General features: G+C 39.9%; 33 protein-coding genes. All 33 read right to left on the reverse strand.

Annotated features, from left to right (window positions below; genetic code table 11):
* Window positions 1–61 precede the first annotated feature (61 nt).
* The 33 genes from groL to O3633_RS04690 all read right to left on the reverse strand — a co-directional run bounded on the left by groL (window position 62) and on the right by O3633_RS04690 (window position 26,136).
* On the reverse strand, window positions 62–1,681 hold the full coding sequence (groL, locus tag O3633_RS04530) for a chaperonin GroEL (RefSeq protein WP_371620531.1): 1,620 nt from the start codon (window positions 1,679–1,681) through the stop codon (window positions 62–64).
* A 16-nt stretch (window positions 1,682–1,697) separates the two neighbouring features.
* Window positions 1,698–1,982 (reverse strand): co-chaperone GroES, encoded by a 285-nt coding sequence (gene groES, locus O3633_RS04535; protein WP_371620532.1) that lies wholly within the window; start codon window positions 1,980–1,982, stop codon window positions 1,698–1,700.
* 136 nt (window positions 1,983–2,118) lie between these two features.
* Window positions 2,119–2,412, reverse strand: a complete 294-nt coding sequence (locus tag O3633_RS04540) for a DUF202 domain-containing protein (protein WP_223339402.1) — start codon at window positions 2,410–2,412, stop codon at window positions 2,119–2,121.
* A 102-nt stretch (window positions 2,413–2,514) separates the two neighbouring features.
* Entirely contained in the window at window positions 2,515–3,369 is an 855-nt protein-coding gene (locus O3633_RS04545; protein WP_223339403.1) for a PTS system mannose/fructose/sorbose family transporter subunit IID, read from the reverse strand.
* On the reverse strand, window positions 3,353–4,195 hold the full coding sequence (locus O3633_RS04550) for a PTS mannose/fructose/sorbose/N-acetylgalactosamine transporter subunit IIC (protein WP_006151610.1): 843 nt from the start codon (window positions 4,193–4,195) through the stop codon (window positions 3,353–3,355). The genes O3633_RS04545 and O3633_RS04550 overlap by 17 nt, the downstream gene beginning before the upstream one ends.
* 56 nt (window positions 4,196–4,251) lie before the next feature.
* A complete protein-coding gene (locus O3633_RS04555; protein ID WP_371620533.1) occupies window positions 4,252–4,746 on the reverse strand; it encodes a PTS sugar transporter subunit IIB in 495 nt (164 codons plus the stop codon).
* 14 nt (window positions 4,747–4,760) lie between these two features.
* Window positions 4,761–5,198: a PTS sugar transporter subunit IIA gene (locus O3633_RS04560; protein WP_371620534.1), complete on the reverse strand. Its 438-nt coding sequence runs from the start codon at window positions 5,196–5,198 to the stop codon at window positions 4,761–4,763.
* Window positions 5,199–5,338: 140 nt separating this feature from the next.
* Window positions 5,339–6,637: an extracellular solute-binding protein gene (locus O3633_RS04565; RefSeq protein WP_371620535.1), complete on the reverse strand. Its 1,299-nt coding sequence runs from the start codon at window positions 6,635–6,637 to the stop codon at window positions 5,339–5,341.
* The gene (locus O3633_RS04570; RefSeq protein WP_006147185.1) at window positions 6,634–7,317 is read right to left on the reverse strand and encodes a response regulator transcription factor; all 684 of its coding nucleotides are present in this window, start codon (window positions 7,315–7,317) and stop codon (window positions 6,634–6,636) included. The genes O3633_RS04565 and O3633_RS04570 overlap by 4 nt, the downstream gene beginning before the upstream one ends.
* Before the next feature lie 6 nt (window positions 7,318–7,323).
* On the reverse strand, window positions 7,324–8,640 hold the full coding sequence (locus tag O3633_RS04575) for a sensor histidine kinase (RefSeq protein WP_371620536.1): 1,317 nt from the start codon (window positions 8,638–8,640) through the stop codon (window positions 7,324–7,326).
* Window positions 8,640–9,623 carry a substrate-binding domain-containing protein gene (locus tag O3633_RS04580; RefSeq protein ID WP_371620537.1) on the reverse strand — a complete coding sequence of 328 codons (984 nt, stop codon included), beginning with the start codon at window positions 9,621–9,623 and terminating at the stop codon, window positions 8,640–8,642. Before O3633_RS04580 ends, O3633_RS04575 begins: the two co-directional genes overlap by 1 nt.
* Before the next feature lie 188 nt (window positions 9,624–9,811).
* Entirely contained in the window at window positions 9,812–10,207 is a 396-nt protein-coding gene (locus O3633_RS04585) for a single-stranded DNA-binding protein (protein WP_000282453.1), read from the reverse strand.
* Between the two features lie 75 nt (window positions 10,208–10,282).
* Entirely contained in the window at window positions 10,283–11,044 is a 762-nt protein-coding gene (locus O3633_RS04590) for an SDR family NAD(P)-dependent oxidoreductase (RefSeq protein ID WP_371620538.1), read from the reverse strand.
* Window positions 11,045–11,073: 29 nt separating this feature from the next.
* Window positions 11,074–11,700: a YtpR family tRNA-binding protein gene (gene ytpR, locus O3633_RS04595; RefSeq protein ID WP_371620539.1), complete on the reverse strand. Its 627-nt coding sequence runs from the start codon at window positions 11,698–11,700 to the stop codon at window positions 11,074–11,076.
* Between the two features lie 13 nt (window positions 11,701–11,713).
* On the reverse strand, window positions 11,714–12,031 hold the full coding sequence (locus tag O3633_RS04600; protein ID WP_371620540.1) for a thioredoxin family protein: 318 nt from the start codon (window positions 12,029–12,031) through the stop codon (window positions 11,714–11,716).
* Window positions 12,028–12,318 (reverse strand): DUF4651 domain-containing protein, encoded by a 291-nt coding sequence (locus O3633_RS04605; RefSeq protein WP_371620541.1) that lies wholly within the window; start codon window positions 12,316–12,318, stop codon window positions 12,028–12,030. Before O3633_RS04605 ends, O3633_RS04600 begins: the two co-directional genes overlap by 4 nt.
* 75 nt (window positions 12,319–12,393) lie before the next feature.
* Window positions 12,394–12,648, reverse strand: coding sequence for a DUF1912 family protein (locus O3633_RS04610; RefSeq protein ID WP_371620542.1), 255 nt, complete (start codon window positions 12,646–12,648; stop codon window positions 12,394–12,396).
* A 9-nt stretch (window positions 12,649–12,657) separates the two neighbouring features.
* The gene (locus tag O3633_RS04615) at window positions 12,658–13,992 is read right to left on the reverse strand and encodes a DUF438 domain-containing protein (protein ID WP_371620543.1); all 1,335 of its coding nucleotides are present in this window, start codon (window positions 13,990–13,992) and stop codon (window positions 12,658–12,660) included.
* Window positions 13,992–14,225: a DUF1858 domain-containing protein gene (locus O3633_RS04620; protein ID WP_000368731.1), complete on the reverse strand. Its 234-nt coding sequence runs from the start codon at window positions 14,223–14,225 to the stop codon at window positions 13,992–13,994. The genes O3633_RS04615 and O3633_RS04620 overlap by 1 nt, the downstream gene beginning before the upstream one ends.
* 321 nt (window positions 14,226–14,546) lie before the next feature.
* Window positions 14,547–14,729: a hypothetical protein gene (locus tag O3633_RS04625; RefSeq protein ID WP_371620544.1), complete on the reverse strand. Its 183-nt coding sequence runs from the start codon at window positions 14,727–14,729 to the stop codon at window positions 14,547–14,549.
* A 1-nt stretch (window position 14,730) separates the two neighbouring features.
* Complete coding sequence (locus O3633_RS04630) at window positions 14,731–15,510, reverse strand: hypothetical protein (protein WP_070460198.1); 780 nt, start codon at window positions 15,508–15,510, stop codon at window positions 14,731–14,733.
* A gap of 199 nt (window positions 15,511–15,709) precedes the next feature.
* Window positions 15,710–16,819 (reverse strand): SPFH domain-containing protein, encoded by a 1,110-nt coding sequence (locus tag O3633_RS04635; protein WP_371620545.1) that lies wholly within the window; start codon window positions 16,817–16,819, stop codon window positions 15,710–15,712.
* 10 nt (window positions 16,820–16,829) lie between these two features.
* Window positions 16,830–17,387 (reverse strand): hypothetical protein, encoded by a 558-nt coding sequence (locus tag O3633_RS04640; protein WP_371620546.1) that lies wholly within the window; start codon window positions 17,385–17,387, stop codon window positions 16,830–16,832.
* A gap of 20 nt (window positions 17,388–17,407) precedes the next feature.
* The gene (locus tag O3633_RS04645) at window positions 17,408–17,899 is read right to left on the reverse strand and encodes a hypothetical protein (RefSeq protein ID WP_371620547.1); all 492 of its coding nucleotides are present in this window, start codon (window positions 17,897–17,899) and stop codon (window positions 17,408–17,410) included.
* A gap of 173 nt (window positions 17,900–18,072) precedes the next feature.
* Window positions 18,073–18,423 (reverse strand): 30S ribosome-binding factor RbfA, encoded by a 351-nt coding sequence (rbfA, locus tag O3633_RS04650; RefSeq protein ID WP_075227613.1) that lies wholly within the window; start codon window positions 18,421–18,423, stop codon window positions 18,073–18,075.
* A gap of 249 nt (window positions 18,424–18,672) precedes the next feature.
* Entirely contained in the window at window positions 18,673–21,399 is a 2,727-nt protein-coding gene (infB, locus tag O3633_RS04655; RefSeq protein ID WP_371620548.1) for a translation initiation factor IF-2, read from the reverse strand.
* 16 nt (window positions 21,400–21,415) lie between these two features.
* Window positions 21,416–21,715 carry a YlxQ-related RNA-binding protein gene (locus tag O3633_RS04660; RefSeq protein ID WP_223140590.1) on the reverse strand — a complete coding sequence of 100 codons (300 nt, stop codon included), beginning with the start codon at window positions 21,713–21,715 and terminating at the stop codon, window positions 21,416–21,418.
* Window positions 21,708–22,001, reverse strand: a complete 294-nt coding sequence (rnpM, locus tag O3633_RS04665; protein ID WP_000857562.1) for an RNase P modulator RnpM — start codon at window positions 21,999–22,001, stop codon at window positions 21,708–21,710. Before rnpM ends, O3633_RS04660 begins: the two co-directional genes overlap by 8 nt.
* Window positions 22,002–22,023: 22 nt before the next feature.
* Window positions 22,024–23,160: a transcription termination factor NusA gene (gene nusA, locus O3633_RS04670; protein WP_371620549.1), complete on the reverse strand. Its 1,137-nt coding sequence runs from the start codon at window positions 23,158–23,160 to the stop codon at window positions 22,024–22,026.
* A 42-nt stretch (window positions 23,161–23,202) separates the two neighbouring features.
* Window positions 23,203–23,682, reverse strand: coding sequence for a ribosome maturation factor RimP (rimP, locus tag O3633_RS04675; RefSeq protein WP_000338687.1), 480 nt, complete (start codon window positions 23,680–23,682; stop codon window positions 23,203–23,205).
* Between the two features lie 444 nt (window positions 23,683–24,126).
* A complete protein-coding gene (locus tag O3633_RS04680) occupies window positions 24,127–25,464 on the reverse strand; it encodes an ISLre2 family transposase (protein WP_371620550.1) in 1,338 nt (445 codons plus the stop codon).
* Window positions 25,465–25,572: 108 nt separating this feature from the next.
* A complete protein-coding gene (locus O3633_RS04685) occupies window positions 25,573–25,899 on the reverse strand; it encodes a hypothetical protein (RefSeq protein WP_371620551.1) in 327 nt (108 codons plus the stop codon).
* Window positions 25,900–25,917: 18 nt separating this feature from the next.
* Window positions 25,918–26,136, reverse strand: a complete 219-nt coding sequence (locus tag O3633_RS04690; RefSeq protein WP_371620552.1) for a hypothetical protein — start codon at window positions 26,134–26,136, stop codon at window positions 25,918–25,920.
* Between the last annotated feature and the right edge of the window lie 18 nt (window positions 26,137–26,154).

The following is a 26,154-nucleotide window of genomic DNA, read 5'->3' on the forward strand; positions in this document are numbered from 1 at the left end:
TTTTGAGTAATTCAAAAGAAACAGGTAGAAATCTTTCATTCTACCTGTTTTTATTTATTTCTTAGTAGCCACCCATCATAGATGGATCCATAGCTGGTGCTGGTGCAGCTGGTTCTGGTTTGTTAGCTACGACTGCTTCTGTTGTAAGAATCAAGCTTGCTACTGAAGCTGCGTTCTGAAGGGCTGAACGGCTAACCTTAACAGGATCGATAATTCCTGCTTCAATCATGTTGACCCATTCACCTGTTGCAGCATTGAAGCCTGTTCCAAGCTCTGCATTTTTCAAACGATCAATAACAATTGAACCTTCATAACCTGCATTGTAAGCGATTTGACGTACAGGTTCTTCCAAGGCACGAAGAACAATGTTACGTCCTGTTGCTTCATCACCTTCTAACTCCAAGGCAGCAACAGCAGAGATAACATTAACAAGGGCAGTACCACCACCTGCAACGATTCCTTCTTCAACAGCTGCACGAGTCGCGTTTAGGGCATCCTCGATACGGAGTTTCATTTCTTTCAATTCTGTCTCTGTTGCAGCACCGACCTTGATAACAGCAACTCCACCTGACAATTTAGCCAAGCGTTCTTGGAGTTTTTCACGGTCGAATTCTGAAGTTGTTGTTTCAATTTGTGATTTGATGACAGCAACACGGTTAGCAATTGCTTCAGGATTACCTGCGCCTTCTACAATAACAGTGCTATCTTTATCTACAGTTACTCTCGCTGCTTGACCAAGTGCTTCAATGGTAGCATCTTTCAATTCAAGACCAAGATCTTCTGTGATAACAGTTCCACCTGTCAAGATAGCGATATCTTCCAACATAGCCTTACGACGGTCACCAAATCCAGGCGCCTTAACAGCAACTACGTTGAAGGTTCCACGGATCTTGTTCAAAACAAGAGTTGGAAGAGCTTCACCGTCAACATCGTCTGCAATGATTAAGAGGGGACGACTGCTTTGAAGGATGCTTTCTAGTAGTGGCAAGATTTCTTGGATATTTGAAATCTTTTTATCTGTAATCAAAATGTATGGATTTTCAAGGTCTGCAACCATTTTTTCATTGTCAGTGACCATGTACTGTGATAGATAACCACGGTCAAATTGCATTCCTTCTACAACTTCAAGCTCTGTTTCCATCCCACGTGATTCTTCAATGGTGATGACTCCATCTTTGCCAACTTTTTCCATGGCTTCAGAGATGTACTCACCAACTTTTTCAGAGCGAGAGGATACGGCAGCAACCTGCGCGATAGCTTCTTTGTTTGCAACAGGAATAGCATTGTTCTTCAAGGCTTCTACAGCTGCAGCAACCGCTGCTTCAATCCCACGACGGATACCAATTGGATTTGCTCCTGCTGTAACGTTTTTGATCCCTTCACGAACAATAGCTTGGGTCAAAACTGTTGCAGTAGTTGTCCCGTCACCAGCGATATCATTGGTTTTAGAAGCTACTTCTGATACCAATTTGGCACCCATATTTTCAAAATGGTCTTCTAGTTCGATTTCTTTAGCGATGGTTACACCGTCATTGGTAATCAATGGTGAGCCGAATGATTTTTCAAGAACTACATTACGTCCTTTAGGCCCCAAGGTTACTTTAACTGTATCAGCTAGGATATCAACACCACGGACCATTGCTGAACGTGCATCAGATGAAAATTTAATTTCTTTTGACATACTTACCTTCCTCCTCTTATTCTTCAACGATTGCTAAGATGTTAGCTTCACCCACGATGACATATTTTTCGTCACCATCTTTGACATCAATACCTGCATGAGCTTCAACCAAAACCTGATCTCCAACTTTTACACTTGGAGCGACTAGTTCACCGCTCAAGGTACGAACACCTTGTCCTGTAGCCACTACTTTAGCTGTTTTTGTTTTTTCTTGAGCTGATCCTGCAAGGACAAAGCCTCCAACAGTTTGTTCTTTTTCTTCAATTTTCAAGACCACGCGGTCTCCTAATGGTTTCAACATCTGCTTTCCTCCATAAGATAATCATATTGTTAGCACTCTTTACGTATGAGTGCTAAACCATAGTTCTATTGTATCACTTAGTCAGAAATAGTCAAGAAAAAAACACCTCAAAAATGAATGAGATGTTCCTTTAATATTAATTGAGAATCGTCAATTTTTGATTGAAATCATTGATAACCTTTTGGAGATTGATCCGCCCTCGGTAGATACCATATCCAAAAACCACCATTCCCAATATTCCAACCAAAGCAAGTAAAATTCCGAAAATTAAGATTGTGAGGAAGCTTTTATGAAAGAGATAAATCAAGACCATACCTATACTGGCAATGATAAAGAGTAAGCTAAACCAACGGCCAAGATTTTCAATCATATGACGTTGATACCTAATTTCTGTTTCATATCCATTAACAAGTTCTTGTTTTGTAACCATGAAAATCCTCCTGACAAAAATTGAGAATGAAGGGGAAGAGAAGGAGGTTAGTCTACTTCATTCTCAAAATTTTCTACTAGTAAATATGTGCTTTTCTTGAGCTTAGTAATTAAGATGTGGGTCAAAGATACCTAGAGCAACACCGACCAAAGCGACAACAACTAGAAGCAACATAACTTTGTTTGGTGAAACTTTTTTCTTAGACATTAACCACCAGCAAATAGTGATGAAAGTTGCTGTCAAGAGCCCTGGATAAACACCATCAATCTTTTCTTGGATATTTAAAAAGACTTTTCCTTCAGAATTCTCGAATTGAAGGGCTGTTGTAACAGATACCCAAGTTGCTGCTACCGCACCAATAACCATACCACCAACAACGCTAATTGCTTTACGAAGAGCTTGTCCTTTTGGTCCTACTAGGAATTCAACGGCTTTATCCCCCAATTGATATCCTTTGAAGAAGGCAAAGCGCATACCAAAGTATACTAAGAGGTTCCATACGACGATGTAGAAGATAGCACCAGCGACGTTACCACCTTTAGAAAGACCAAGTGCAATCCCCAAAAGAACTGGAATCAAGGTCCCAACGACCAATGAGTCACCGATACCAGCGATTGGCCCCATCAAACCGGCACGCATACCATTGATGGTTTCACCATCTACTGCATCTCCATTTGCACGCGCTTCTTCCAAACCAGCCGTAATCCCTACAACGAGAGAGCCAAGTTGTGGTTCAGTATTGAAGAAGGCAGTATAGGTTTGCATGGCATCTTTTTGTTCTTCTTTTGTATCATACATTTCTTCTACGATTGGAAGCATAGAAGTCAAGTACCCAAAGGTTTGCATGTGTTCTTGAGAGAAACAAGTCAAATGACCATAATACCAATGATGAAATGCTTTTGCTAATGTTTTCTTTGAAATTTTCTTTCTATCAGCCATCTTAAATATCCTCCTCATCATCATCTACGTACACCACTCCAGCCGGAGCTGCTTTCATAGATTTAATCACTTCAAGTTCATAGTAGATTACTGCAAAGATTAATGAAACAACCGCACTAGCTACCAAGTTCAATCCTAGAGATTTAGCCAAGGTAAATCCAACAAAGAATGGAATGAAGTCAGTTGCTTTTGTAACAATTTGTTTCAACAAGATAGCAATACCGACACATGGGAGAAGGGCTCCAACTGTAAAGAGGGCTTTCATCCAGAAACCATCCATAGGCAGGTAAAGTTTCATCAAATCAACCATGTTTTCACCATATTTAGTGATAATCATAGTTGGAAGGAAAGAGAAGAGGAAGTGAGAAATCCAAGGATAAACCCAGTCAACTGCGTAGAGTTTTTTGAAGTTTCCTTCTTCAACAGCTTTCCAACCAATGTGTTGCCAAAGCAAGTTCATTGTAGCTGTACCGTAGAAAAGAACAGTACCGATTGTCCCAACGGCCGCACCGATTGGGGCTGCAGCTGCGGCAATTCCAGCTTCGTCTGTGATGTGATTTGCATGCACAAACAAGATAGCAAGAGGAACACCGATATAAGAGATGGCACGAACATCGGCAGATACGGTTCCACCAGGTGTTACCAAGGCGATATAAACGACTTGAAGGGCAACCCCGACCATAATACCGGTTGTCACATCTCCAAGAATTAAACCTGAAATCAACCCACCGATCAAGGGACGACCGAGTGTATAGTTCCCGATACTGGAACCTCCCATACCAGGCATTGAAGACAAGCTGGCGAAAACAGCAAGCAAGATTGCTTGAATCCATGAAATTGTCATAACAAACGCTCCTTTTGTTTGTAAATTTATTTACCTAACTAATAAAACTGTTAGGTTTAAAAACCAAATTTAGATTTGAAATCATCCCAGTAACCAATTGAAACATCCGGCAACAATTGGAATTTAACCTTGTAACCTGCTGCCTGAATAGCCTGAAAGGCTTCTGCTTCTTCCTGGGTGATGGATTGGTTATTGCCCAATTTCACTGCACCAGGTCTATCATTTGCAGGACCAACGATGATTTCTTTAACATCTCCTGGGACAAAACCTTGATCCACCAAAATTTCCTTCATATCGATTGGGTTTTTGGTAATCAAGAAGTACCGACTGTCAGATTCCGTTACTTTTGCTGACTTTTCTTTAAAGGCTTCTTTTGTCCATACAAAGGTTTTCTTTTCTGATGCGCCTTTGTAAGCTTGGATCAAAACCTTGTTTGATGCTGCTGCATCGTTTACGGCAATCAAACCATCACATGGTTTTTCTTTTGCCCAGCGTGTGACTGTTTGACCGTGAATCATGCGGTCATCAATCCGTACAAATGTTACTACCATAAGGTACCTCCCTATTAAATATCGTCATCATCTTCTTCAGCACTAGTGGCTGAAACTTCAAAAGGTTGTAGTGCAGATTGTGCTTCTGATAAGATAGTTGCTGACAAATCGTCTCCATCCAACACATCCTTCATCACAACTGCTGTCAGGGCCATGGTCAGGTTCATCCCACCAAGAATCAAAGCTCCATCTAGCTTTCCAGCTTCTTCTAGGACAGTGGCTGCCGTGGTTAATGGACTACCACCTACAATATCTGCCAAGACCAGCACAGAATCATCTGCTGTCAATTCTGAGATGCTCTCTCTAAAATCAACTGCAAATTCATCGACTGATTTTCCTTCTTTAAGTCCAACTGCGATGACCTGATTCATCTTGTCACCAGCAAACATAGCTAGCGATGTTTTTAGCCCTTCTGCCAATCCACCATGACTGACTAAAATGAGATATTTCATTTTGCTACACCTCCTTTATTTGACTCCATTGTAGAATATTTGGAAGCGCTTTTACATTGTCAAATGTCACATGATAAACATGACATTTAGCAACAAAAAAATGACATCTGTCACTTGACACAATGTCATCTTATTTTTCTTTAAACTCCTACCTGAAGACTACTTTCAATTTCCCTCTGAATTTGAGGCAAGCGGTTCTCGACATCTTGATCGCGCAAAGCATTGCCAATCAAGTAGTCCAGCTTTTCCAACATTTCTTTAGAGACATTCTTGGGACTACTTTCAACAGCTTGTTCCATTATACGATTCAAGGTCTGATTGGTCAAGGAATCCGTGCCAAAATCATCTACCTGTAGAAGATCTTTACTAGATTGACTTTGGACCACCTGTGGCATAACGGAAATCCCTTGAGATTGAGCAAAGAGGAGTTGTTGAATTTCTGGATCTTCTGTCAACAATTGCATCAATTCCCAAGCTAACTTGGAATGAGGAGTCCGTGCCGACATGGCAAAAGAAGTCGTCGTAACCAAAGTCGCCTTTGTAGCTTTTGACTTAGCAGGCATAGGAATACAGGTCCAGGTGAAGTTTGAATATTTTGAAACATGGTAAGGATAAGGTTTATAGGTTCTATATTGAGCCAAAGTCATGGGATAAAAAGCGACTTTCCCCTGGTCAAAATCTTTGGAACTCACCTTATAGTTCTTATTCAACTCTTCCAATTTTTGTAAAAAAGTCAAAGACTCTTTGACTTCTGGAGCCGTAAGTTTGAGCATCCCACCTTGAAAGAGACTACCCCCATTTGCTGCCAAAGCTTCTTTCCAGGTGTATTCTGTACTCCCAAACTGATCCAATTGACCATCTCCATTGGTATCTTTGGTTAGTTTTTTACAAATTGTATAGAACTCTTCCAAGCTCCAACCTTCCTTGGGAACCTCAATGCCTTCTTTATCCAGCAAATCTTTATTGACACACATCAAAATAGGATTACTTTCATAAGGTAAGGCATAGGATTGCCCCTGATAGACACCTGATTCAAATGCAACAGGATAAAAAGCAGCTTGGTCTTCTTGATTCATATAGCCATTTAACTTTTCTAGAACGCCACGCGCCGCCAATAAGGACAGATCTTGCTCAGAAACCATAAACACATCCGGCGTCTTTCCTGAAACAATCTTTTCTGAGAGCCAGTCTGAATAATCCGACTGTGGAATCCCATTTTCATATTCCACACGGACATTAGGATGGGACTTTTCAAATTTTTGAATCGCAAGATCCAAAGCATGGGAGCGTTGACTGGTCGGTACATCCCAACTAGATCCTGCATAAACGCCTATATGGAGCACGATCGGTTGTTGTTGCCACCAATAAAAACCAGTACTCACAGAGAGCACAAAAAGGAGAACGATTCCCCAACAAAGATGCTTTCGGTTTAATTTCATTCCGTATTTCCTTTTGAAAAATCGCGTCTAGTCACTCCTGTTTGAACTGACCAAATTGCTAATTGCGTTCGATCTCTTAGATTTAATTTCGCCAAAATCGTTGATAAGTAATTGCGCACAGTTCCTTCTGATAAGAAAAGTTTGGCCGCAATTTCTTTGTTTGACTCGCCATAGCCGACTTCTTGAATAATTCGCCATTCTGTCGTACTCAAATCCTTGACGTTGTCCTCATCCACAGCAATAGAGAAATTCGATTTGGCCATTTGAGAGAATATCTGAAAGACCTTGCTAGCGATATTTGGGTTGATCATAGCTCCACCCTGATGCACCACCTTAATAGCCTCATAGAGCTCTTCTGTCGAGGCTCCCTTTAAGAGATATCCTGAAGCACCATACTTGAGTGCACTATAGATAAATTCATCATCGTCAAAGGTTGTTAAAATAATAATTTTGATATCCGGATAGTGTTCTTTTACTTCTTTTGTAGCCAAAACCCCATCCATGCCTGGCATCCGAATATCCATCAGGATCAGATCAGGATGCGTCTGTGGAATACTGGACAAGACATGATTCCCATCTTCCACTGTAGCTACCACTTCGATGTCGGAGTGAGCCGACAAAATAATTTTCAAAGATTCTCGAATTAAGGCTTGGTCATCTGCCACCATTACTTTTATCACCATATCTTATCTCCCCTCTTGATATTTTGGTAAACTGACACGTGTAAAAAATCCATCGCTACTTTCAAATTGAAGCTGGCCTCCTAGAATTGAAATACGCTCCATCATCTGTTTGAGTCCATAACCATAAGTTAAGGTTTCAAACCCAACTCCATTATCTTGCAAAGCGATCAAATAATTCTCTTTATCCTCAAAAAAATGGAGTTTTAGCTGGCTGGCGTGACCGTGGCGAACCGCATTGGTCATAGACTCTTGAATCACACGAAAGATCGTATCTTCAATCATGACATCCATATCGACATCTACCCATTCATAGTTTAGATCAACTTGTAAGTTGGAAAGAATTTGATACTCGCGGATGGTCTTTTCTAAAGCATCTTTGAGAGTTCGTCCCTCAAGGGCTCCCGGACGAAGACGATTAAGAGAACCTCTCACATCTTGGATCCCTTCGCGGACAACTTCTGACACATTTTTTACCTGTTCTTTTGCCCGATTTGGGTCGATATCAATCAAGACCCCAACAGCATCTAAACCTGCTGAGATTCCTGTTAGTGCGTGCCCCAAAGTATCGTGAATCTCACGAGCAATCCGCTTACGCTCCCGATCCTCTGCAATCTTCTCAGACAGGGCCATATAATTGTTCAACTCCGTATTAACCTTGGACACCATGGCCAATTCTTCCTCTACTTCGTGGTTCTCCGCAAGGACGTTCATAATATAAAACAAAAGTGAAATAATGAAGAGTACCATATTCGAGGCATATAGGGAATTCTTTAAGAAAAAGGCCAGAATGCGGATAGATTCAGGATAAAAATGAATATAGACATCTAAGGATGGAATCGGGAAGAAAAGCGAAAAGACATCTGAATTTGTCACAAGTAGCATCAAGAAGCTCACTAGGATAAAGGCAAACCAATACTTCCGATCTCTCTTGGTATTCAACTCTTTGGAACCATAGAAGATATCCGCAAAAACCAAGAGAATGAGCCCGTTATAAGCTACATTTTGAACCCACATCAGAAGCAGCATCAGGAGAATCTCCAGAATATTCCTCTTATCAAAAATAGACCATCGACTCGTTTGAGGCCGATATCGACTCATCGATATCAAAGCAATCCCAGCAAACAAAACTGCAGACAACCAAAAAGTCGTAGATGGAGCAAAGGGAATACGCTCTAGACGCTCTAATAATAGAGAAGCTTGGCGTTGAGCTATGATATAGTTGGTTGCTTGAAGATAGATGATACTGTTTAGCATAACAGCGATAAAATTGACGACCATAAGAATGGCCAAACTGTATCGAACACCTCTAAACTTTCTCATTACTGCCACCCATTCACATCAAACTGATCAATGTTTTCCTTTGTCATCATTTCAACTGGAATGCTCACCTCTTTGGTATAGCTCTTCCCTTCAGCAATATCTTGAATAACCTCCATCACGCGGTCTCCCATCTTCAAAGGGGACTGAGCAACGGTTCCCACAACATCATCCGTCGAGTGCAACAAAGATTTCATATCTGGTGAACCATCGATTCCATAAATCGCAATGGGGTAAGTTATTCCTTGCTCCTTAATTGCAGCCAGAGCTCCTATAGCTGAGCGATCATTTAAGGCAACCAAGGTATCAATTTCAACCCCTGATTGTAAAAAATTCTGGACAGCCGGCATGGCGATTTCCGTTTGCCCCTTGGTTTCCAGTTCCGATACAATCTGATAAGAACTGTTCTCCTCAATAGTGTCTTTAAACCCCTGAATCCGCGTATCTGCTGAAACAGTCCCCTTATGTTCCAAAAGGAGGACCCGAGCACTAGAAGAACGTTTCATCAACTCTTTAGCAATCAATACTCCCGCTTGGTAGTTATCGGATACAATACTTGCATCTGGCTTAAAATTCTTCAGTTGGGTATCGACCGCAATGATTTTAATTCCTTGTTTTCTAGCTTTTTCAAGAGCAGTTAAAATTGACTGGCTATCCCCCTTGACCGGATTGATCACTATCATATCAACTTTTTGAGCACAAAAATCATCAATCTGTTGGCTCTGTCTTTCTTCGTCCAATTCTGGATCTCGGACGTAAACAAGAGCTCCTCTTTCATCGGCAATTCGACTAATTTCCGAATGAATACTTTTATAGAACCCATTGTTCATGGTCATATAGGTGACACCAATTTTAGTCTGATCCTTGATGCCACTTGTTTGACAACGGCCGAAAACCCATAAGAGAACACAGACCACTGGAATCAGCAGTAATAGACGCTTTATCAGCCATTTCAACAATTCTATTTTCTCTTTATTTTTCTTCAAATTTCATTCCTTTTCTGAAAATTTTGAATATATATTACTTTATTCTACTACTTTTTCAAAAAAAGTGCTTGATTTTATTGTACAAGTGCATTTATTTGACCTATTTAAGAATTAATTTCCGAACAATACTACAAAAACAATAGAAAAAGCTGGTCTATAGGCGAACCAGCTCTTCTATTTGATTGATATTAAAATGGAAGTTCCTCTTCTTCCAAGACCAAATCTGCTAAGTCTTGTCCTGCATTATTTTCACGCATAGCACGTTGGGCACGGCTTTCTAAGAGTTGGAAACCTGTACAGAGAACTTCTGTTACATAGTTGGTCTGGCCATTCTTCTCAAACTTACGGGTACGAAGTTCCCCATCCACAGAAATGAGACTACCCTTGCTTCCATAACTAGCCAAGGTTTCAGCCAATTTGCCCCAGACCACAATATTGATGAAGTCTGCTTCACGTTCCCCATTTTGATCTTTATAACGGCGATTCACTGCGATAGTTGCTCGTGCAACGGACTTGTCATTGTTGGTTTTGTGCAATTCTGGTGTAGACGTCAAGCGTCCAATCATAATAACTTTATTATACATTTTTCATCCTCCTACTTATCTATTCGAAGGTAAAAGAAAAAAGTTACAAAATTTGTAACTTTTTTAAAAATAATGTTAATCTCTATGAATCATAAATCCAGTGGCCTGTTGATTAGCCATGATGGTCATATCTGTGATTTGTACACGTCGTGGTTGACTGGTTACATAGACAACAGCATCTGCAATATCTTGCGCCTGTAAGGCTTCAAGTCCCTGATAGACCGTCACCGCCCGTGCCTCATCTCCATGGAAACGGACCTTAGAAAAGTCAGTCTCTACAATACCAGGCTGAATGGTTGTCACCTTGATATCTGTAGCTATGGTGTCAATCCGAATCCCATCTGAAAAAGTTTTGACTGCAGCCTTGGTTGCTGAATAGACTGCTGCACCAGCGTAGGCGTAAATACCTGCGGTTGAACCCATATTAATGATATGGCCTTGATTTGCAGTCACCATAGAAGGCAAGAGACAACGAGTAACAGCCATCAAGCCCTTGACATTGGTATCCAGCATGGTCAGCATATCCAACTCTTCATAGTCCTGATAGGGTGCTAAACCGAGAGCCAGCCCAGCATTATTAACTAAAATATCAATCGAACCTACTGCTTCAAGAATTTCTGAACAAACAGTTTTAACCATTGTCATATCGGTCACATCAAGGGGAAAGGTCCAAACTTTTTGATTTGGAAAAGCTTTTGCAAACTCAGTTTTAAGAGATTCGAGTCTTTCTGTTCGACGCCCTGTAAGAACGATATTTTCACCTTTTTCTAGATAGGCACGCGCAATAGCTTCACCAATACCTGATGTTGCACCTGTTATCACAACATTTTTTGCCATCTTACTTTCTCCTATCTAACTTAACAAATTTAAGCTGTCCAGTGTTTTGCTGGGTCAAATGGTGTTCCGACAACTTGGTCTTCTGACAATTCAATGACGCCACGCTTTTGTGGAGCATTTGGTAAGGCAAGTTCACGAGGACTGCACATCATCCCAAAACTCTTTTCACCACGAAGTTCCCCTGGGAAAATGAGATTCCCTTTTGGCATCATAGCTCCTGGAAGAGCAACAATGGTTTTTAAACCGACATGCGCATTAGGAGCTCCTGCAACGATTTGCACTGTCTTATCACTCGCAACTGCCACTTGGCAGATATTGAGGTGATCACTATCTGGATGTGCCACCATTTCTACGATTTCACCAACGACAAATTTCGGTTCCTTGTCATTGATAATCTTTTCGGTAAAATCTTGAACTTGCAATTCTTGGTTCAAACGTGCTACTTGCTCGTCAGTTAAAAAGACTTGCCCGCGCTCAGCGATTTCAAACATGCTAGAAACTTCAAAAATATTCCAAGCAACAGTTTGACCAGTTTCCTTTAGGAAAACACGCGCTACATTGCCTTTACGCTCAACATCTAGTTTGGCATCGCCACTGTTTTTCACGATGACCATAAGGACATCACCGACATGTTCTTTGTTATATGTAAAAATCATTCTTTCTTTTCTCCTATTTTAATTCTGCTAAAAAGTCGTTTATTTGTGCCTTGGTTTTACGGTCACGATTGACAAAGCGTCCAATCTCCTTGTCCTTATCTAAAACAACAAGACTTGGAATCCCGTATACATCCCATAGTTTTGCAAGTTCCATGTACTCATCTCGGTCTACTCGTATAAAGGTAAACTCTGGATTGATCTCTTCAATCTCTGGCAGAGCTGGATAGATATAGCGACAATCGCCACACCAATCCGCAACAAAAAGGAAGACCTTCTTGCCATCCTGTTCTACTAGATTTACTAATTCTTCTATACTCTTAGGAGAAATCATATGACTTCCTCCTCGTAGATGAGATCCTCATCTTCGTAGACAAAGGTATAGTGACGACCATCTTCAAAAATAACACCACCAACAAGACGTTCTAAGCTACTTTCGTACACTTGGACATAGAGAGTTCCAATCTCACCCATTTCTGAGAAATAGTCTCGCACAATAGCTGTCAACTCTTCCTGGTTCTTCATGAGTTTGTGATCATCAGCGACTTTCTTAGCACCAAAGGCAAGTGCTCCAAGCCCTGCCACGACTAAACCTGTTTTAATAATATTTTTCGTTTTCATGCTAACATTGTAACACAAAAAGGCTCAAGGAACAATGAAAAAGGGAGTCCCACTCCCCTTTCTAATTTCTAAAAATTAATAATTTCTCTCACCAAACAAACCTTCTGGTAAATCATGGAATCCCTTGCCTGTCTTGAAATTTTCAAACTTGCCTAGCAAGAACTGGTAGGCATCCAAACGGCTCTCATAGCGAATCACGGCATCTTTAGCACGCTCATCTTGATCTTCTTCATAGACCTTTTGGCTTTCCTTGAGCGCCATATCATTAATCATGATTTGGGTATTAACCCAGGCTTCAAATTCTTTCATAAATTGTTGTTCGTAACTCATTTTTTCTCCTTATTCTAATCCACGGAAAAAGTCGCTATCAATCTCACGATAGGGTTGAATATCCTGAACATACTCCAAGACTCCTTGAAATTCTCCATTTTCATCGTGTACAGCAGCATAAGTGATATGGACAAACTTTCCACGTGATTCTGACTTGAACCACATCTCGTACTTGTCTTTTTTCCCTTCACGAAGATCTTGCATAATCGCTTTGACTTTCTCCAAATACTTGGGCGGATGACATAGTTCGACATTTCGTCCAACTTGGGACGGTGTTCGCTTGAAAATCATTTCATCCGCTGGAGTATTGTCATTATAATACTGGAAAATATCATCCTTATTAACAAAGGTAATCTCCATAGGCAGGTGGTTGAGGATAAGATTAGCTTGTTCAACTGAAAGATAGCCATTTCCAAAAGCCTGTTGACTATGGCGGTCTACTACCGCTTCCTTTTCCTTAGGTGTGAAGGTGATGGTAAACTGACCTTCTGGTGTATCGATCACTTGCTGAACTTGTCCATCTACAGTTTCTAGCTGAGTTGGCTCTTCTATACTTTTTTCCTCAACAAAACTTTGACGTTCAGGAACCCATTTTTCAGATGGCCGGATGATAGCATAGCCATAAGCATCACTTTCCTCGGCAATCTGAATCCAGTCATCCTGGGTAAAGGATTCGAGCAGAATCATGAGGAGGATGGACTCTTCCTTGAAAATCATACTCTCAAATTCAGTCGCAAAAGCCTCAAAATCTGCCTTTACAATACTAATGGATGTTTCTGGTAGTGACCTAACTGTCCCCAAGGCTTTTTGATAGAGTTCCCTAATCTGATCATCGACTCCCCACATGACTTTTGGAGGCGAATCATGTCCATAACGCTCCATGATAGGAAAGAAGAGTTCTTCCTTACGCTGGTAGTGACGGTCGAACTGACCTACAAGCCCCATCTGACGAACCAACCCCTTACGCATCTCCGCAAGCATTTCCTCATCTTCCATAGACTCATACGTGTCTAACAATCTTCGAACACGAATCAAGGCAGCACGGAGGGCTAGATTTTCATCCTTAAAAACACGCACAGGATGACCTGGATGCTCTGTATCTTCAACTTCGACGCCCTTAACAGCATTTTTAAAGAGATTAGCATGCACATCACAAAGTTCCATGACATCTTCAAAGGTAACGCCTGAGTCCGAGTTCATCAACTCGTGCTCCATGAGAGAAATCTCGATAGCTGATACACCTGTAAAGGTTGCATCAAAGCGTTCCTGAACAGATTCAGGGGAGGCTCCATTATGCAATTCTAATAAAATATCCCGTAGGATATGAATACGTTCATCTGCCATTAGTCTATTCCAATCACTTCGTAACCATTTGCTTCAAGTGTGCGTACAATCTTATCCATAGGGGTTCCCTCCAGTTTAGACCCCTGTTTGAGCGATACTTTTCGTCCGACTGTATTTCGCATCAAAGGATTTGCAAGAGGTTTAAAACCGAGTTCTACTAGGATATCTAAAACTTCTGGATGCTTGTCCACAACTTCCGCAACAGGAATAGATACATCAATGATATTGTCCATCATAACCTCCATCATATTCTCTAACAGTTTTTTCTTTTTTATTATACCACAAGGGCAAAGATTAAAAAACTAGCAGTAGAAGACTTGCTAGTTTATTTCGTATAATTTCATTATTTCTAATTATATAGACTTTTCCTAGTAAAACCTCAAAGTCTTATCTTTACCATGATCATCAGAGAAGTTTGAAAAACCAATCTATGATCTTGAAAAGAATCTTATAGAACAGTAATTGGAAGGCGAAAGAGATTAGGAACCAGAGTATTTTTATCAGACCAACAATTGGTGTTATAAAAAGAAGAGTGAAGAGCCTCCAAAAAGATTTCATTCTTTATCCTCCGGTTTCATTAACCAAGTAGCTGTATCCATAAGCTTATCTACGAGAAATAATTTCCCCAAACTAACTACTGTGTTTTCATCTTTTTTTATGGTTTCTGCAACTTTTAAAGCTTGCCTTGTAAGAAGATAATTACCATAGGTTTTGGCCAACACTTTTATGAATCCCATGTCAATCTCCTTCTATGATTTCCACTTCTTTTCGAATAGTGGCAACATCTCTTTGATATTGTGCTTCATCGTAGTTAATCAATTTGGACAATTCTTTTTGCAATCTTTCTCCCATGGGCTTCATGGTCGCAAAGGTTAAGCCACCTGATAGGACTCCACCTAAGATAGGAATAACTTTCCCCATCCCCTTAGCCAATCCTCCCTTGGTCAGATTCACTCCAAAGATTTTCAGAACTTTTTCCAAAATTGGATACCAAAGAGTCTTTGTCAAAGCCTTTTTGTTTACGATTTTCATCACTTGCTTAGCAACTGTAACACCACCAGAACGAAGTAGAGCGCCCGCACCATTTACTCCCAACATCACTCCCAGATAGAGCAAGAGCGTATTTTTGGCTTCTTCACTCAATTCATTTCGTGAAGCCCAAAGATCATCATAGCCGTAAATATAGCCTAGCTCCTGAGCTAGTTTCAGTGAAAATGCGTAAAACTGGGCTACATCTGTCGGAATGGTAACGGCCATGGCAATACCTCCAGGTAATCCAGCCAAAACAGATGTCCCACTTGCTAGCAATACATTATCTCTAATACATGCATTAGCCACTCGATCTAAGGTTTCCTGAGGTAATAAAGCTGTCGGCCCTTCTTCCAATAATCTAGGAATATCCTTTGAAGCCACTTCCTTAGAGAATTTGTCCATTAAAAATTTTGACCGGTTCACTTTGACGACAGGAAGTTTTACTACCTGTTGCAACACTTGCATCGCCACATCTTCTTTAGCCATCTCTATCTCCATTTTTCATTCATATCAAGCTTTATCTTATCATATTTATGGAATAAATGATATTTTCAAGATTTATTTTATTTTCTGAATTTCTATTTATATAATCTGACTAGACAATGACCGACTTATAGCCACAAAAAAGAGGGTTGCCCCTCTTTCTACTTAGTTTTTATCCAGATTGCGTAGTATCTCGTCAATCTTATAAGTCCATAATTTCTTTTTTCTTTCGATCAAACTCTTCCTGAGATAATATATCTGCATCTAAAAGTGATTTGAGTTTAGTAAGAGCTTCGATTTGCTCATCAAAAGATAAACTTGGTTTAGTTGCTTTTTCATCTAACTGTTGTGCCATATTCATACCAAAAATCATCTCCGCACCATCTCCTAGCCCATGTTGTTCGATCCCTGATGCGACTTTTTGTTGTGCAGCAATATTAGAAGCTTTCTGCGACACATCATCAAAGGCCTTTAGATTCATCTTATTTGATGAAAATTGTTTAACCAGTTCCTTAGATTCTGGTGAGAACTCAATATTAGCAATAGCAACTTTTATAATTTCAAACCCAAAACGATCTTTCCAAGTACCAGCATACTGTTCATCATTCGATACTTGTTTTGCAAGTACTGATGCTTGTGATGGTAGCTGTGAGATACGATAAGTTGTTGATAACGAATTAAGGGCAACGGTAAAGGATTGAAGAAATTCCGTGACTATCTGAGCCCTTGCTTGAGCACTATCAAAGCTATAGTAGGTTACATTTGCAGGAAGGAAATTTTTTACAAACTTGATAGCATCCGTAATTTGAATAGAAAAAGTTCCAAAAGCGCGTACTTCTAAGTCTGTTCCATAAAACAAGTCGTTATACATAACCGGACCACGAGTACCAAACCTAATATCGCGAATTTCTCTCAAATTGACAAAACAAATCTGTTTTTGCTGATCACTTTGTCCGCCAAATCCAACACGATTAACAACATTATCAAACAGTGATTTTTTTAGACCATCACCATTAAAAACACTACTCTCCCCATTTTGATATTCATATCCACCTGGTTCAGTGATAATTTCTTCTATTCCAGACTGACTAAAAATAAAAGCAGCAGTATTTTCAGGAATAAATATCTTAGACCCATTTGAAATGACACCTATAGACCCCTGACTATTAACTCCTCTACCATTATTACTGACTTGAAGAACACCCGGGCTTATAGCTGTATGTTCATCAAAAGCCTGAACTGTAATAATCTCCTTCCATTGATCTGCAAAAGTACCACTAAATGAATCTGTAAATGCTTTAATTATTCCCATATTTCATCTCCTACAAGGTCTGTTCCATATCACAAAAACTACATTTGACAGTTTGTTTTACGGTTCCAGACAGAGGAGCTCCACAAAAACTGCATTTAGTAGATAGTTTCTCTGGTTCTGCATCCTTAATACCAAGCCCTGCTTTGAAAGTGTCAAACGTATCTTTTAGAGTCTCTGCCAAAATTTCTACACCAAATAAGCTATTATCACCCAAGGTTGCAAAGTTGCTTGTATCACCAGAGATTAATTTAATAATATTCGTTGCCCACTTTTCAGTATCCTTAGTATTAGAGAATGAGAAGATAACTTGTCCACCATTATAATAGATTTCTAATCGTTTCATACCATTGGATTTTGTAACTGAAACTTGTGGTTTCCCCTCAAAAACCTTAATTTGGTTAATTGGTATAGTAGTTTGAGCTTTTTTTCCTCCAAAAATACCTTTTTTGATATGTATCAAGTGTAAATTTGTTAAAATGAGCTCATCAGTATACATACTATTTTTCCCAAAACTAACATGTTCACTATTCATAACCATGTATTCATGAGGTAACAATTGATAGTCCATCCCGAACTCCATTCTTCTTATTAAAGACTAGCTTTCAACTGTTCTACTTGATCGTGTAGAGAATCACGATATTCCTTTAAAAACTGAATTATTTCCTCTTTTCCTTGAATAGGTGCTTTCTTCAATGGACCATATTGTTTTTTCTGTTCTTCCATTTCTTTTTTAGTAGCATCTTTTAATTCTTGGATAGAAGCACTATCTTCTAAAGCAGTTCCCTTAAAGGCTTCATCAGTTTCTGTATAGTAATTATTGATAATTTTCTCACACATAGTCAAATAATCTTCATAAGTTTTGATAGATTCAATTGTCTCATCACTGACATCTTGTGGATTAAAGTCACTAGAACCTAATTTATCTTTTGCTTTATCTAAAAATCCTTTTTTCCCAGAACTTTCCGTTTTACTATCACTAGATGAATTACTTGTTTTTTCAGACAGAGAACTACAAGCAACTAGAGTAGAAACGGACAGACATAGTAAAGCTAAACGACAAACTTTTTTTACATTATTCATTAATAGAATCTCCTTTTATTTATGAAATTATCATATCATATTTCCTAAAAAAAAAAAGCATTTTCTGATTAGAAATATTTTATAAATACAGAATCCCATTTTTAAAAGAATATTTTTCCGTTTTAAATTCCACCTATTTTCCACACAAAAAAGAGGGGGCCCCCTCTTTCTGCTTAATGTTTATCCAGATTGCGTAGCATCTCGTCAATCTTGTTTCCATATTCGATGGATTCGTCTTTGACGAAAGTTAAGTCTGGAATTTTGTACAATTTCAAATTGCGACCAAGTTCACGTTTGATAGTACCAGTTGCTTTTTCAAGTCCGACTTGAGCTTTTTGATTATCTGAAGCCAGGTTACTCAAAATAGTGTAGTAGACCTTAGCAACAGACAAGTCACCTAGCATCTGAACATCAGTGATAGTCACACCTTGGACTCGCGGATCACGGACTTTCTTTTGCAAAATCTCATTGACTTCGCGCTTGATCTCCATGCCTACACGATCCGTACGGAAATGATTTGCCATATTTCTTCCTTTCTCTCAATTGAACCAAAAGCTAGGCCAGCAGACCTAGCTTTTCTTAAGTTATTGATTTTCAATTCAAATTGAAACGAAGTTCAATTTGAACTCATCTGCTTCTTTCGCCGTGGTGAAAGTGCTTGGACTTATAATTCAGTTCAATCACTGCTTATTTTTGAGCCTAGAGTCTCAAAAATAAGCAATGAAACCATGGGTTTGCTTGCGTCCCTCACCACTTAAGAAAGGAGCAGAAATTTATCTCTTGATTTCTTCCATGATGTAGGCTTCAATCACATCATCCATCTGGATATCATTGTAGCCATCAATCATAAGACCACCTTCACGGCCGTTTGTAACTTCTTTAACGTCATCTTTATAGTGTTTCAAGCTAGCCAGAGCGCCATCGTAAATAACAACACCATCACGGATAACACGGACTTTAGAGTCACGGGTAACTTTACCGCTGGTAACCATGAATCCTCCGATTGTTCCCACTTTAGATACCTTGAAGGTTTCTCGGATGATCGCTTCACCAATAACTTTTTCTTTAAATTCTGGGTCAAGCATCCCTTTCATGGCTTCTTCCATCTCTTCGATAACCTTGTAAATAATACTGTGGAGACGGATTTCTACATCGTCAGCTTCTGCTTGTTGACGAGCTTGTGGTGTAGGACGCACGTTGAAACCAACGATAAAGGCATTTGAAGCCTCGGCAAGAGTCACGTCAGATTCATTGATAGCACCAACTGCTGAGTGAACAATGGTTACTTTAACGCCTTCCACATCAATCTTTTGAAGTGATGCAGAAAGAGCTTCAACAGAACCTTGTACGTCGGCTTTGATGATGACGTTAACTGACTTGAGTTCTCCTGCTTTAAGGGTATCAAAGAGGTTTTCAAGGCTAACACGTTGAGTAGCTTGACGTTGCTTCATAAGAGCACGTTTGGCACGTTCTTCACCAGCTGCACGCGCAGATTTTTCATCTTCGTAAACAGCAAAGTGGTCACCCGCCATTGGCGCTTCGTTCAAACCAGTGATCGATACTGGTGTTGATGGGCCTGCGACCTTCACACGACGTCCGAGGTCGTTGGTCATAGCACGGACACGTCCGAAAGTATTTCCGACAACGATTGGATCTTGAACGTTCAAAGTACCTTGTTGAACAAGGAGGGTTGCAACCGCACCTTTACCTTTATCCAAACGAGCTTCAATAACAGTACCAATGGCACGAACTGTTGGGTCTGCTTTGAGTTCTTGGATTTCAGCCACAAGAAGGACAGTTTCCAAGAGTTCATCGATATTTTGGTTGAACTTGGCTGAGATTTCTACGAACTCAGAATCGCCACCCCAAGCTGTTGACATAACACCATGTTCAGCCAATTCACCGATAACACGTTCTGGATTAGCACCTGGTTTATCGATTTTATTGATAGCTACGATGATTGGGACATTAGCTGCTTTTGAGTGATTGATGGCTTCGATAGTTTGAGGCATAACCCCGTCATCTGCCGCTACGACCAAGATGGTAATATCGGTAACAGAAGCACCACGCGCACGCATAGAGGTAAAGGCTGCGTGTCCTGGTGTATCAAGGAAGGTAATCTTCTTACCATTTTCCTCAATCTGATAGGCACCGATATGCTGAGTGATACCACCGGCTTCACCTGTTGCAACACGAGAATTACGAAGGGTATCCAAAAGGGTTGTTTTACCATGGTCAACGTGTCCCATGATCGTTACAACCGGTGGACGCTCTACGAGTTCATCTTCATTGAGATAACCCTCTTCAGCAAAGAAACGTTCAATATCAGCATTGTCGACTTCAACCTTTTGTTTCGCATCAATACCGTAATCTACCATGAGGAGTTCGATTGTTTCACCGTCCAAGGACTGGTTTTGTGTCGCCATCACACCCATCATGAAGAGTTTCTTAACAATCTCAGCTGGTTCGCGTTTGATACGTTTTGCGATTTCCGCAACGGTCATACCATCTGTATATTCAAATTCTGTTGGCAATTCATGGAACTTACGCTCTGTAACAGGTTTTGGTGCCTGATTACGGTTATTTTTGTTATTGCCTTTTTTATTCTTTTTGTTATTGTTCCAGTTACTATTTCTTTGATTTCTCACTTGATTTTGACTACTTCGATTCTTTTGTTGTTTTCTAGGACCATCTTCTTCGTGATCGTAATCATCACGATCTTTGTCTGGTCGGGCTTGTTTCTTACGACGTGTATCCACTACAGGTTCTTTAGCTGCAGGAGCAACTTCAACCACTGGTTGAACTGGCTGCGCTTGTTCAGCTAATTTAGCAGCTTCTTCAAAGATTTCCTCAGGTTCCTTGCGTTTGTTTGCTTGGGCCAAGGCTTCTTTAGCTGCTTGAGTTTGCTTGAAGCGTTCCTCACTTGAACGAGCATATTCTGCATTTTGCTCTGCCTTTAGAGCAGCTGCACGGGCTTTAAAGTCAACACGTGGGCCAGCTTGATTTGGACGTTTGTCCTCTTGCTTGCGGCGATCATTTCCGCGATTTTGCTGACCTTGTTGTTTTTTACCTTGATCATTGAATCGACGGTTGTCACGATTGCCTTGACCTTGTTTACCACCATTACGGTTATCTTTTTTTTGACGATTCCCATTTTGTTGATGGTCACGGTTATTACTCTTATTTTGCTTGCGTCGTTCAGCCTGCTCTTTTGCACGTGCTTCACGCTCAGCCTTGAAGTTTCGACTCTGCGGTTTTGCTGGTGCCACTTTTTCTTCTTTAGGGGCAACAGCTGCTGCTGGTTTTGGAGCCACAGGTTTCGATTCTACCTTTGGAGCAGGAGCAGGTTTAAAACTTGCTACGATTTTTGAAGCAGCTGCTTCCTCCACACTTGATGAGTGGTTTTTTACATCCAAGCCCAACTCTTTTGCACGCGCTACAACTTCTTTACTTTCTTTTCCAAGTTCTTTTGCGATTTCGTACAATCTTTTCTTAGACAAATCATGTCCTCCTCTTCTATTCCATAAGAGACCTCATTTTCTTTGTAAATCCAGCATCTGTCACAGCCAAAACTTTTCTTGATTTTCCGACTGCTATGCTTAATTCCAGTGTTGAAAACACGGTAATAACTTCTACTTGATAATAATGACTTTTATCCTGAATCTTCTTGGTCAGGTTGGGACCAGCATCATGGGCGAGAAATACCAGCTTTACTTTCTGGTCTTGGATAGCCTTAACGACCATCTCTTCACCCGAGATGATTTTCCCTGCTCTTTGAGCAAGTCCCAAGAGATTGGCAATTTTTTGTTTATTCAAGTCCTAACTCTCTTCTTTTCACTTTGTGATCGACATAGGCAATCAACTCGTCATAAAAGCTTTCTTCAACTTCCATACTAAAGCTACGGTTAAAGACTTTTTTCTTTTTGGCCTCAAGGGCTTCTGCATTGTCTAGCTTGATATAAGCGCCACGACCATTAGCCTTGCCTGTCGGGTCAATAAAGACCTGTCCTTCTTTGTTCTTGACAATACGGAGTAAATCTCGTTTATCAATCACTTCATTGGACACAACAGACTTGCGCAAAGGGATTTTTCTAGTTTTCATCCTTCCCTCCTCTGATCAGCTTTTATTCTTCGACCAATTCGTCTATTTCTACCTGGCCAGCTTCTTCTGCTGCTTCCATGGCTTCAAACTCACTTGCAGACTTGATATCGATACGGTAGCCTGTCAAATGAGCTGCCAAACGAACGTTTTGTCCACGACGACCGATCGCAAGAGAAAGCTTGTTATCTGGCACAACGACCAAGGCACGTTTGCTGTCGTTTTCATCAAAGATAACTTGGTCAACTTCAGCAGGAGCGATAGCGTTGTAGATAAATTCAGCTGGATCGGCTACCCATTCGATAACGTCGATGTTTTCTTCGATTGGAACCATACGATCGCTCTTGGCATCGTAGCGAGCTGGGTGGAATTTGCTAGTGATTTTCTTGATGTTAGCACCACCACGTCCGACGATTGCCCCGATCGCATCCACGTTTGGATTGTGGCTACGAACAGCAACCTTGGTACGGTCACCTGCTTCACGAGCAACACTCATGATTTCAACAGTTCCGTCATAGACCTCAGGAATTTCTTGTTCCATCAAACGTTTAATCATTTCTGGATGGCTACGGCTCACAAATACGTTCACACCACGAGGATTGTCTTCAACCTTGTAGACATAAACTTCGATACGATCATGAGAAGCAAAAACTTCTCCAGGGATTTGGTCTTGTTTTGACAATTGAGCTTCGATGCTGCCAAGGTTGACATAGATAAAGCGATTGTCGAAGCGCTCCACTGTACCTGACATGATTTCTTGTTCATGCTCTTTGTAAGTGTTGTAGGTGATAGCACGTGTTTGCTTGCGCATTTTTTCCATGATGGTTTGTTTTGCAGACTGGGCTGCTACACGACCAAACTCACCTGGTGCTTCTTCAAATTTAATCTTGTCCCCAAGCTCGTAAGCTGAGTTAATGGCAAGAGCATCTTTCAAGCTGATTTCCAAACGGCTATCAAATACTTCATCAACTACTTCACGAACAGTATAAACTGTAAAGTCACCTGTCTTTTCGTTGAAATCAATGGCTACACTGTCAGACTGCCCATAGCGTCTGCGATAGGCTGAACGAAGTGATTCCACCACTGCATCAATGATGTCTTCTTTTTTGATTCCCTTGTCTTCTTCCAAAATGCGGAAGGCCTCTAGCATTTCTTTACTCATCTTCTATTCACTTTTGAATCTTCAAAAGCTTCCTTTCTTTTACTATAATTTTACTGCTAAACGTGCTTTTGATACCAAACTGTATGGGATTTGGACTGTTTTCTTACGAGTCTTGTCCATATACTCCATAGTCAACTCATCCTCTTCAAAGGCTAGCAAGGTTCCTTCAAAGACCTTTTGCTTATCGATGGCTTGGTAAAGTCCAACATGGATGTATTTCCCAACTGCTCCGGCGACCGCTTCCTTGGTTTTCAAAGGACGCTCCAAGCCTGGACTGGTGATTTCTAGGAAATATTGTTCTGGGAAGGGATCTGGCTTGATAGTATCTAGGACAGGACTGATAATCTCTGTCAAGTCCGCTGTGTCGTTCAAGGTAATTCCCTCTGGTTTATCTACAAAAATACTAAGAATCATGTCACTGCCAATCTTTCCGTACTCGATATCAACGAGTTCAAAGGGAGCTTCAATGACAGGTTCTACGACTTCTCTGACTAATTCTACGATAGTTGCGATTGCGTCCACCTCCTCATAAGCAAGAGGCGAAGATATTTCCCCGCCTCACTTTCTCATATTCTTACTTACAGTATAGCACTTTTGACTACTTATGTAAAGTATAAGCACTCAGAAGTATGCGGTAGAATTTTTTAGAACGCCTAAATTCATACATTTTTTAGGAGAACATCACCGAGTTTTAAAAAAAGACTGGACAAATTTCTTGCCCAGCCTTGACATTGATACACTTATTAGGTATCATTAATTAAAGACTGAGTAAGAAGGTCGGTTTCTTACTCGGTAAGCCGAGAAGTGTTAGCGCACTTTTCGGCTTTTTTTATTCGATTAATTTAAGTAGATTATAACACATTTTTACACACCGTGCAAGCATTTTATGTTTGATTGTAGCACAAAAAGGCCTTCTTTTACAAAGGTTATTGTTATATAACTTTTTGCACAATTTGTTATATACTTCTATTGTTTTCTGAAGTAGGATACCCTTTTACTATCAGGGTAACATTGATATCTAGATGTACTTTCTTTACACGTTTTACTCATTCTTTTTTTAATGGTGTAAGCAGAAACTTCCTCTAAAGAAATAAATTTTTCATAATCTTCTCTCCAGTTACCAAAGAATAGTTCCCTCAAAGAATCCTCATAATTCAAAACAATTATCCGACTCATCGTTTCAGCTCCAGCAAGTGTCCAGTACATTCCTCTTTTTTTCATTCTATAAGTGACCTTACGATGCTGACTCTCCATTATCCCTATTCCTGCATGACTGAATCCTCTTTGTTCGGCTGGTTTAGTGTATTGGAAATTTCTCAATATTTTACTCTTGAACCTCTCAAATGACTCTTGTTCTTCTTCTGTTTCGATATAACTTTCAGTCGTATCCAGAACAGTTCTCATCAACTGCTTATCATGTTGCTTAATCGCCTGGAAAGCTCTATCTAATAGTTCTTCAGAGTAAAATTTTAAATAATTCTTCAACTCCTTATTTACATGGTACTCATCCCAAAAATGTTCATGTCGTTTAATTCGCAAAACCTTCGCAATTTCTTTGAAAACATAGGGTGTATATCCATGACCTCCATCAGAGTTCGTAATCAATAAAGTCTGATCCGTAACTTCGTAATTATTGAATAGATAATCAATTACCTGCTCCCTCACTAAGCGATTGTCAAGACCAATAAATTCCTTCTTGTCCTGGAGTTCAAATCGATTGCTCCCAACTTTCTGGCTTCCTGTATGGACTACAAAATGTGATAAATCATAATGTTTATTATCCTTCTGTGTGTCACGTGCTTTGACCATCACACCATCACCCTCAATATAAATAACCTGGGCTTTTCTTTTGCTAACTTCTTTATTCTCTTCATAATATCGATAGTCCTCTCTTTCCTCCAATAACTTCTCACAAATTTTTACAGCTTTTACTACAATTGGCTTTGTAATAGAGATGTGATAAGTCAATTGGATTACCTGAGTTACTTTATCATATGGCATTAAAGTAGATAATTTGGCCACCTGATACATAAATTCCCAGGAGAAGCGGACGTTCTTCTGAAGTCCTAACTTTTCATCTACTGGAATGACCCAATGATCTCCCTTTTTCCAACGTCTTCTTCTAAAAGTAAACTCTCCAAATGTAAAAGCGACGGTTCGCTCCATTGAATGAATACAGGTATAGCCCTTTGCTTTCATGACTGGAATCATCTCCTCATCATACCTAGAAACAAAGTTATAAAATTCTTTTGCATTTTGAAACAGCAATTGATTTTTTAGTTCTCTCTCATCAAAGAAAGCCATTCAGAATCCTCCCTTATTAAAATTACGCTTATTTTAATAAATTTTGACCTGAATGTTCAAATAATCCTTTGTTCTGACAAAAAAGAGTCTATCTTTTCAGATAAACTCTCATTGGTCATACCAGGGTTTCTCCTTCTTACTAAAGTAGGATTTGCTCATGTCAATAGTGAATATAGCCATTGGAATCAAAATGATACTCCATAGAATTGTCACAATTCCATCTGCAATAAAGGAAAAATCTCCTGTAAAGTGAAGACCAAAATACAGTAATAATACAACTGGAAAGAAAGCTGGAGCGAATTTTAAAACAGCCAATCCTAAAACAATTAGAAACACCATACTAAGCCCAAATGTTTTATAGAACATATAGACAGCTATAGCTCCTAGAAAAATAAAGAAGAGTTGAACAAGCCTTTTTATATCTACGAAAATCATTTCAATTACCTCCTTTTGTCATTTTTCCATGCCAAATTCTTCGTTTTCTCTTTTTGAAATCGACTCTTCTTCTAGATTTTCCCACTTATTAATCAATTTTTGATCTGTCAACTTTTTCTTTGCCTCTTCCTCCTTCTCTCTCTTTTTCTTCATATCATGAATATAATCTTTCCCTAGTTCTGGTTCTTCATCGTCATTGTCATTTTTCTTCTTTATTTCTCTACTAAAATCTATCATAAAAAATCATCCTTTCTG

The sequence above is a fragment of the Streptococcus sp. 27098_8_22 genome, assembly GCF_041432415.1.
GTDB classification, from domain to species: Bacteria; Bacillota; Bacilli; order Lactobacillales; family Streptococcaceae; genus Streptococcus; species Streptococcus pseudopneumoniae_M.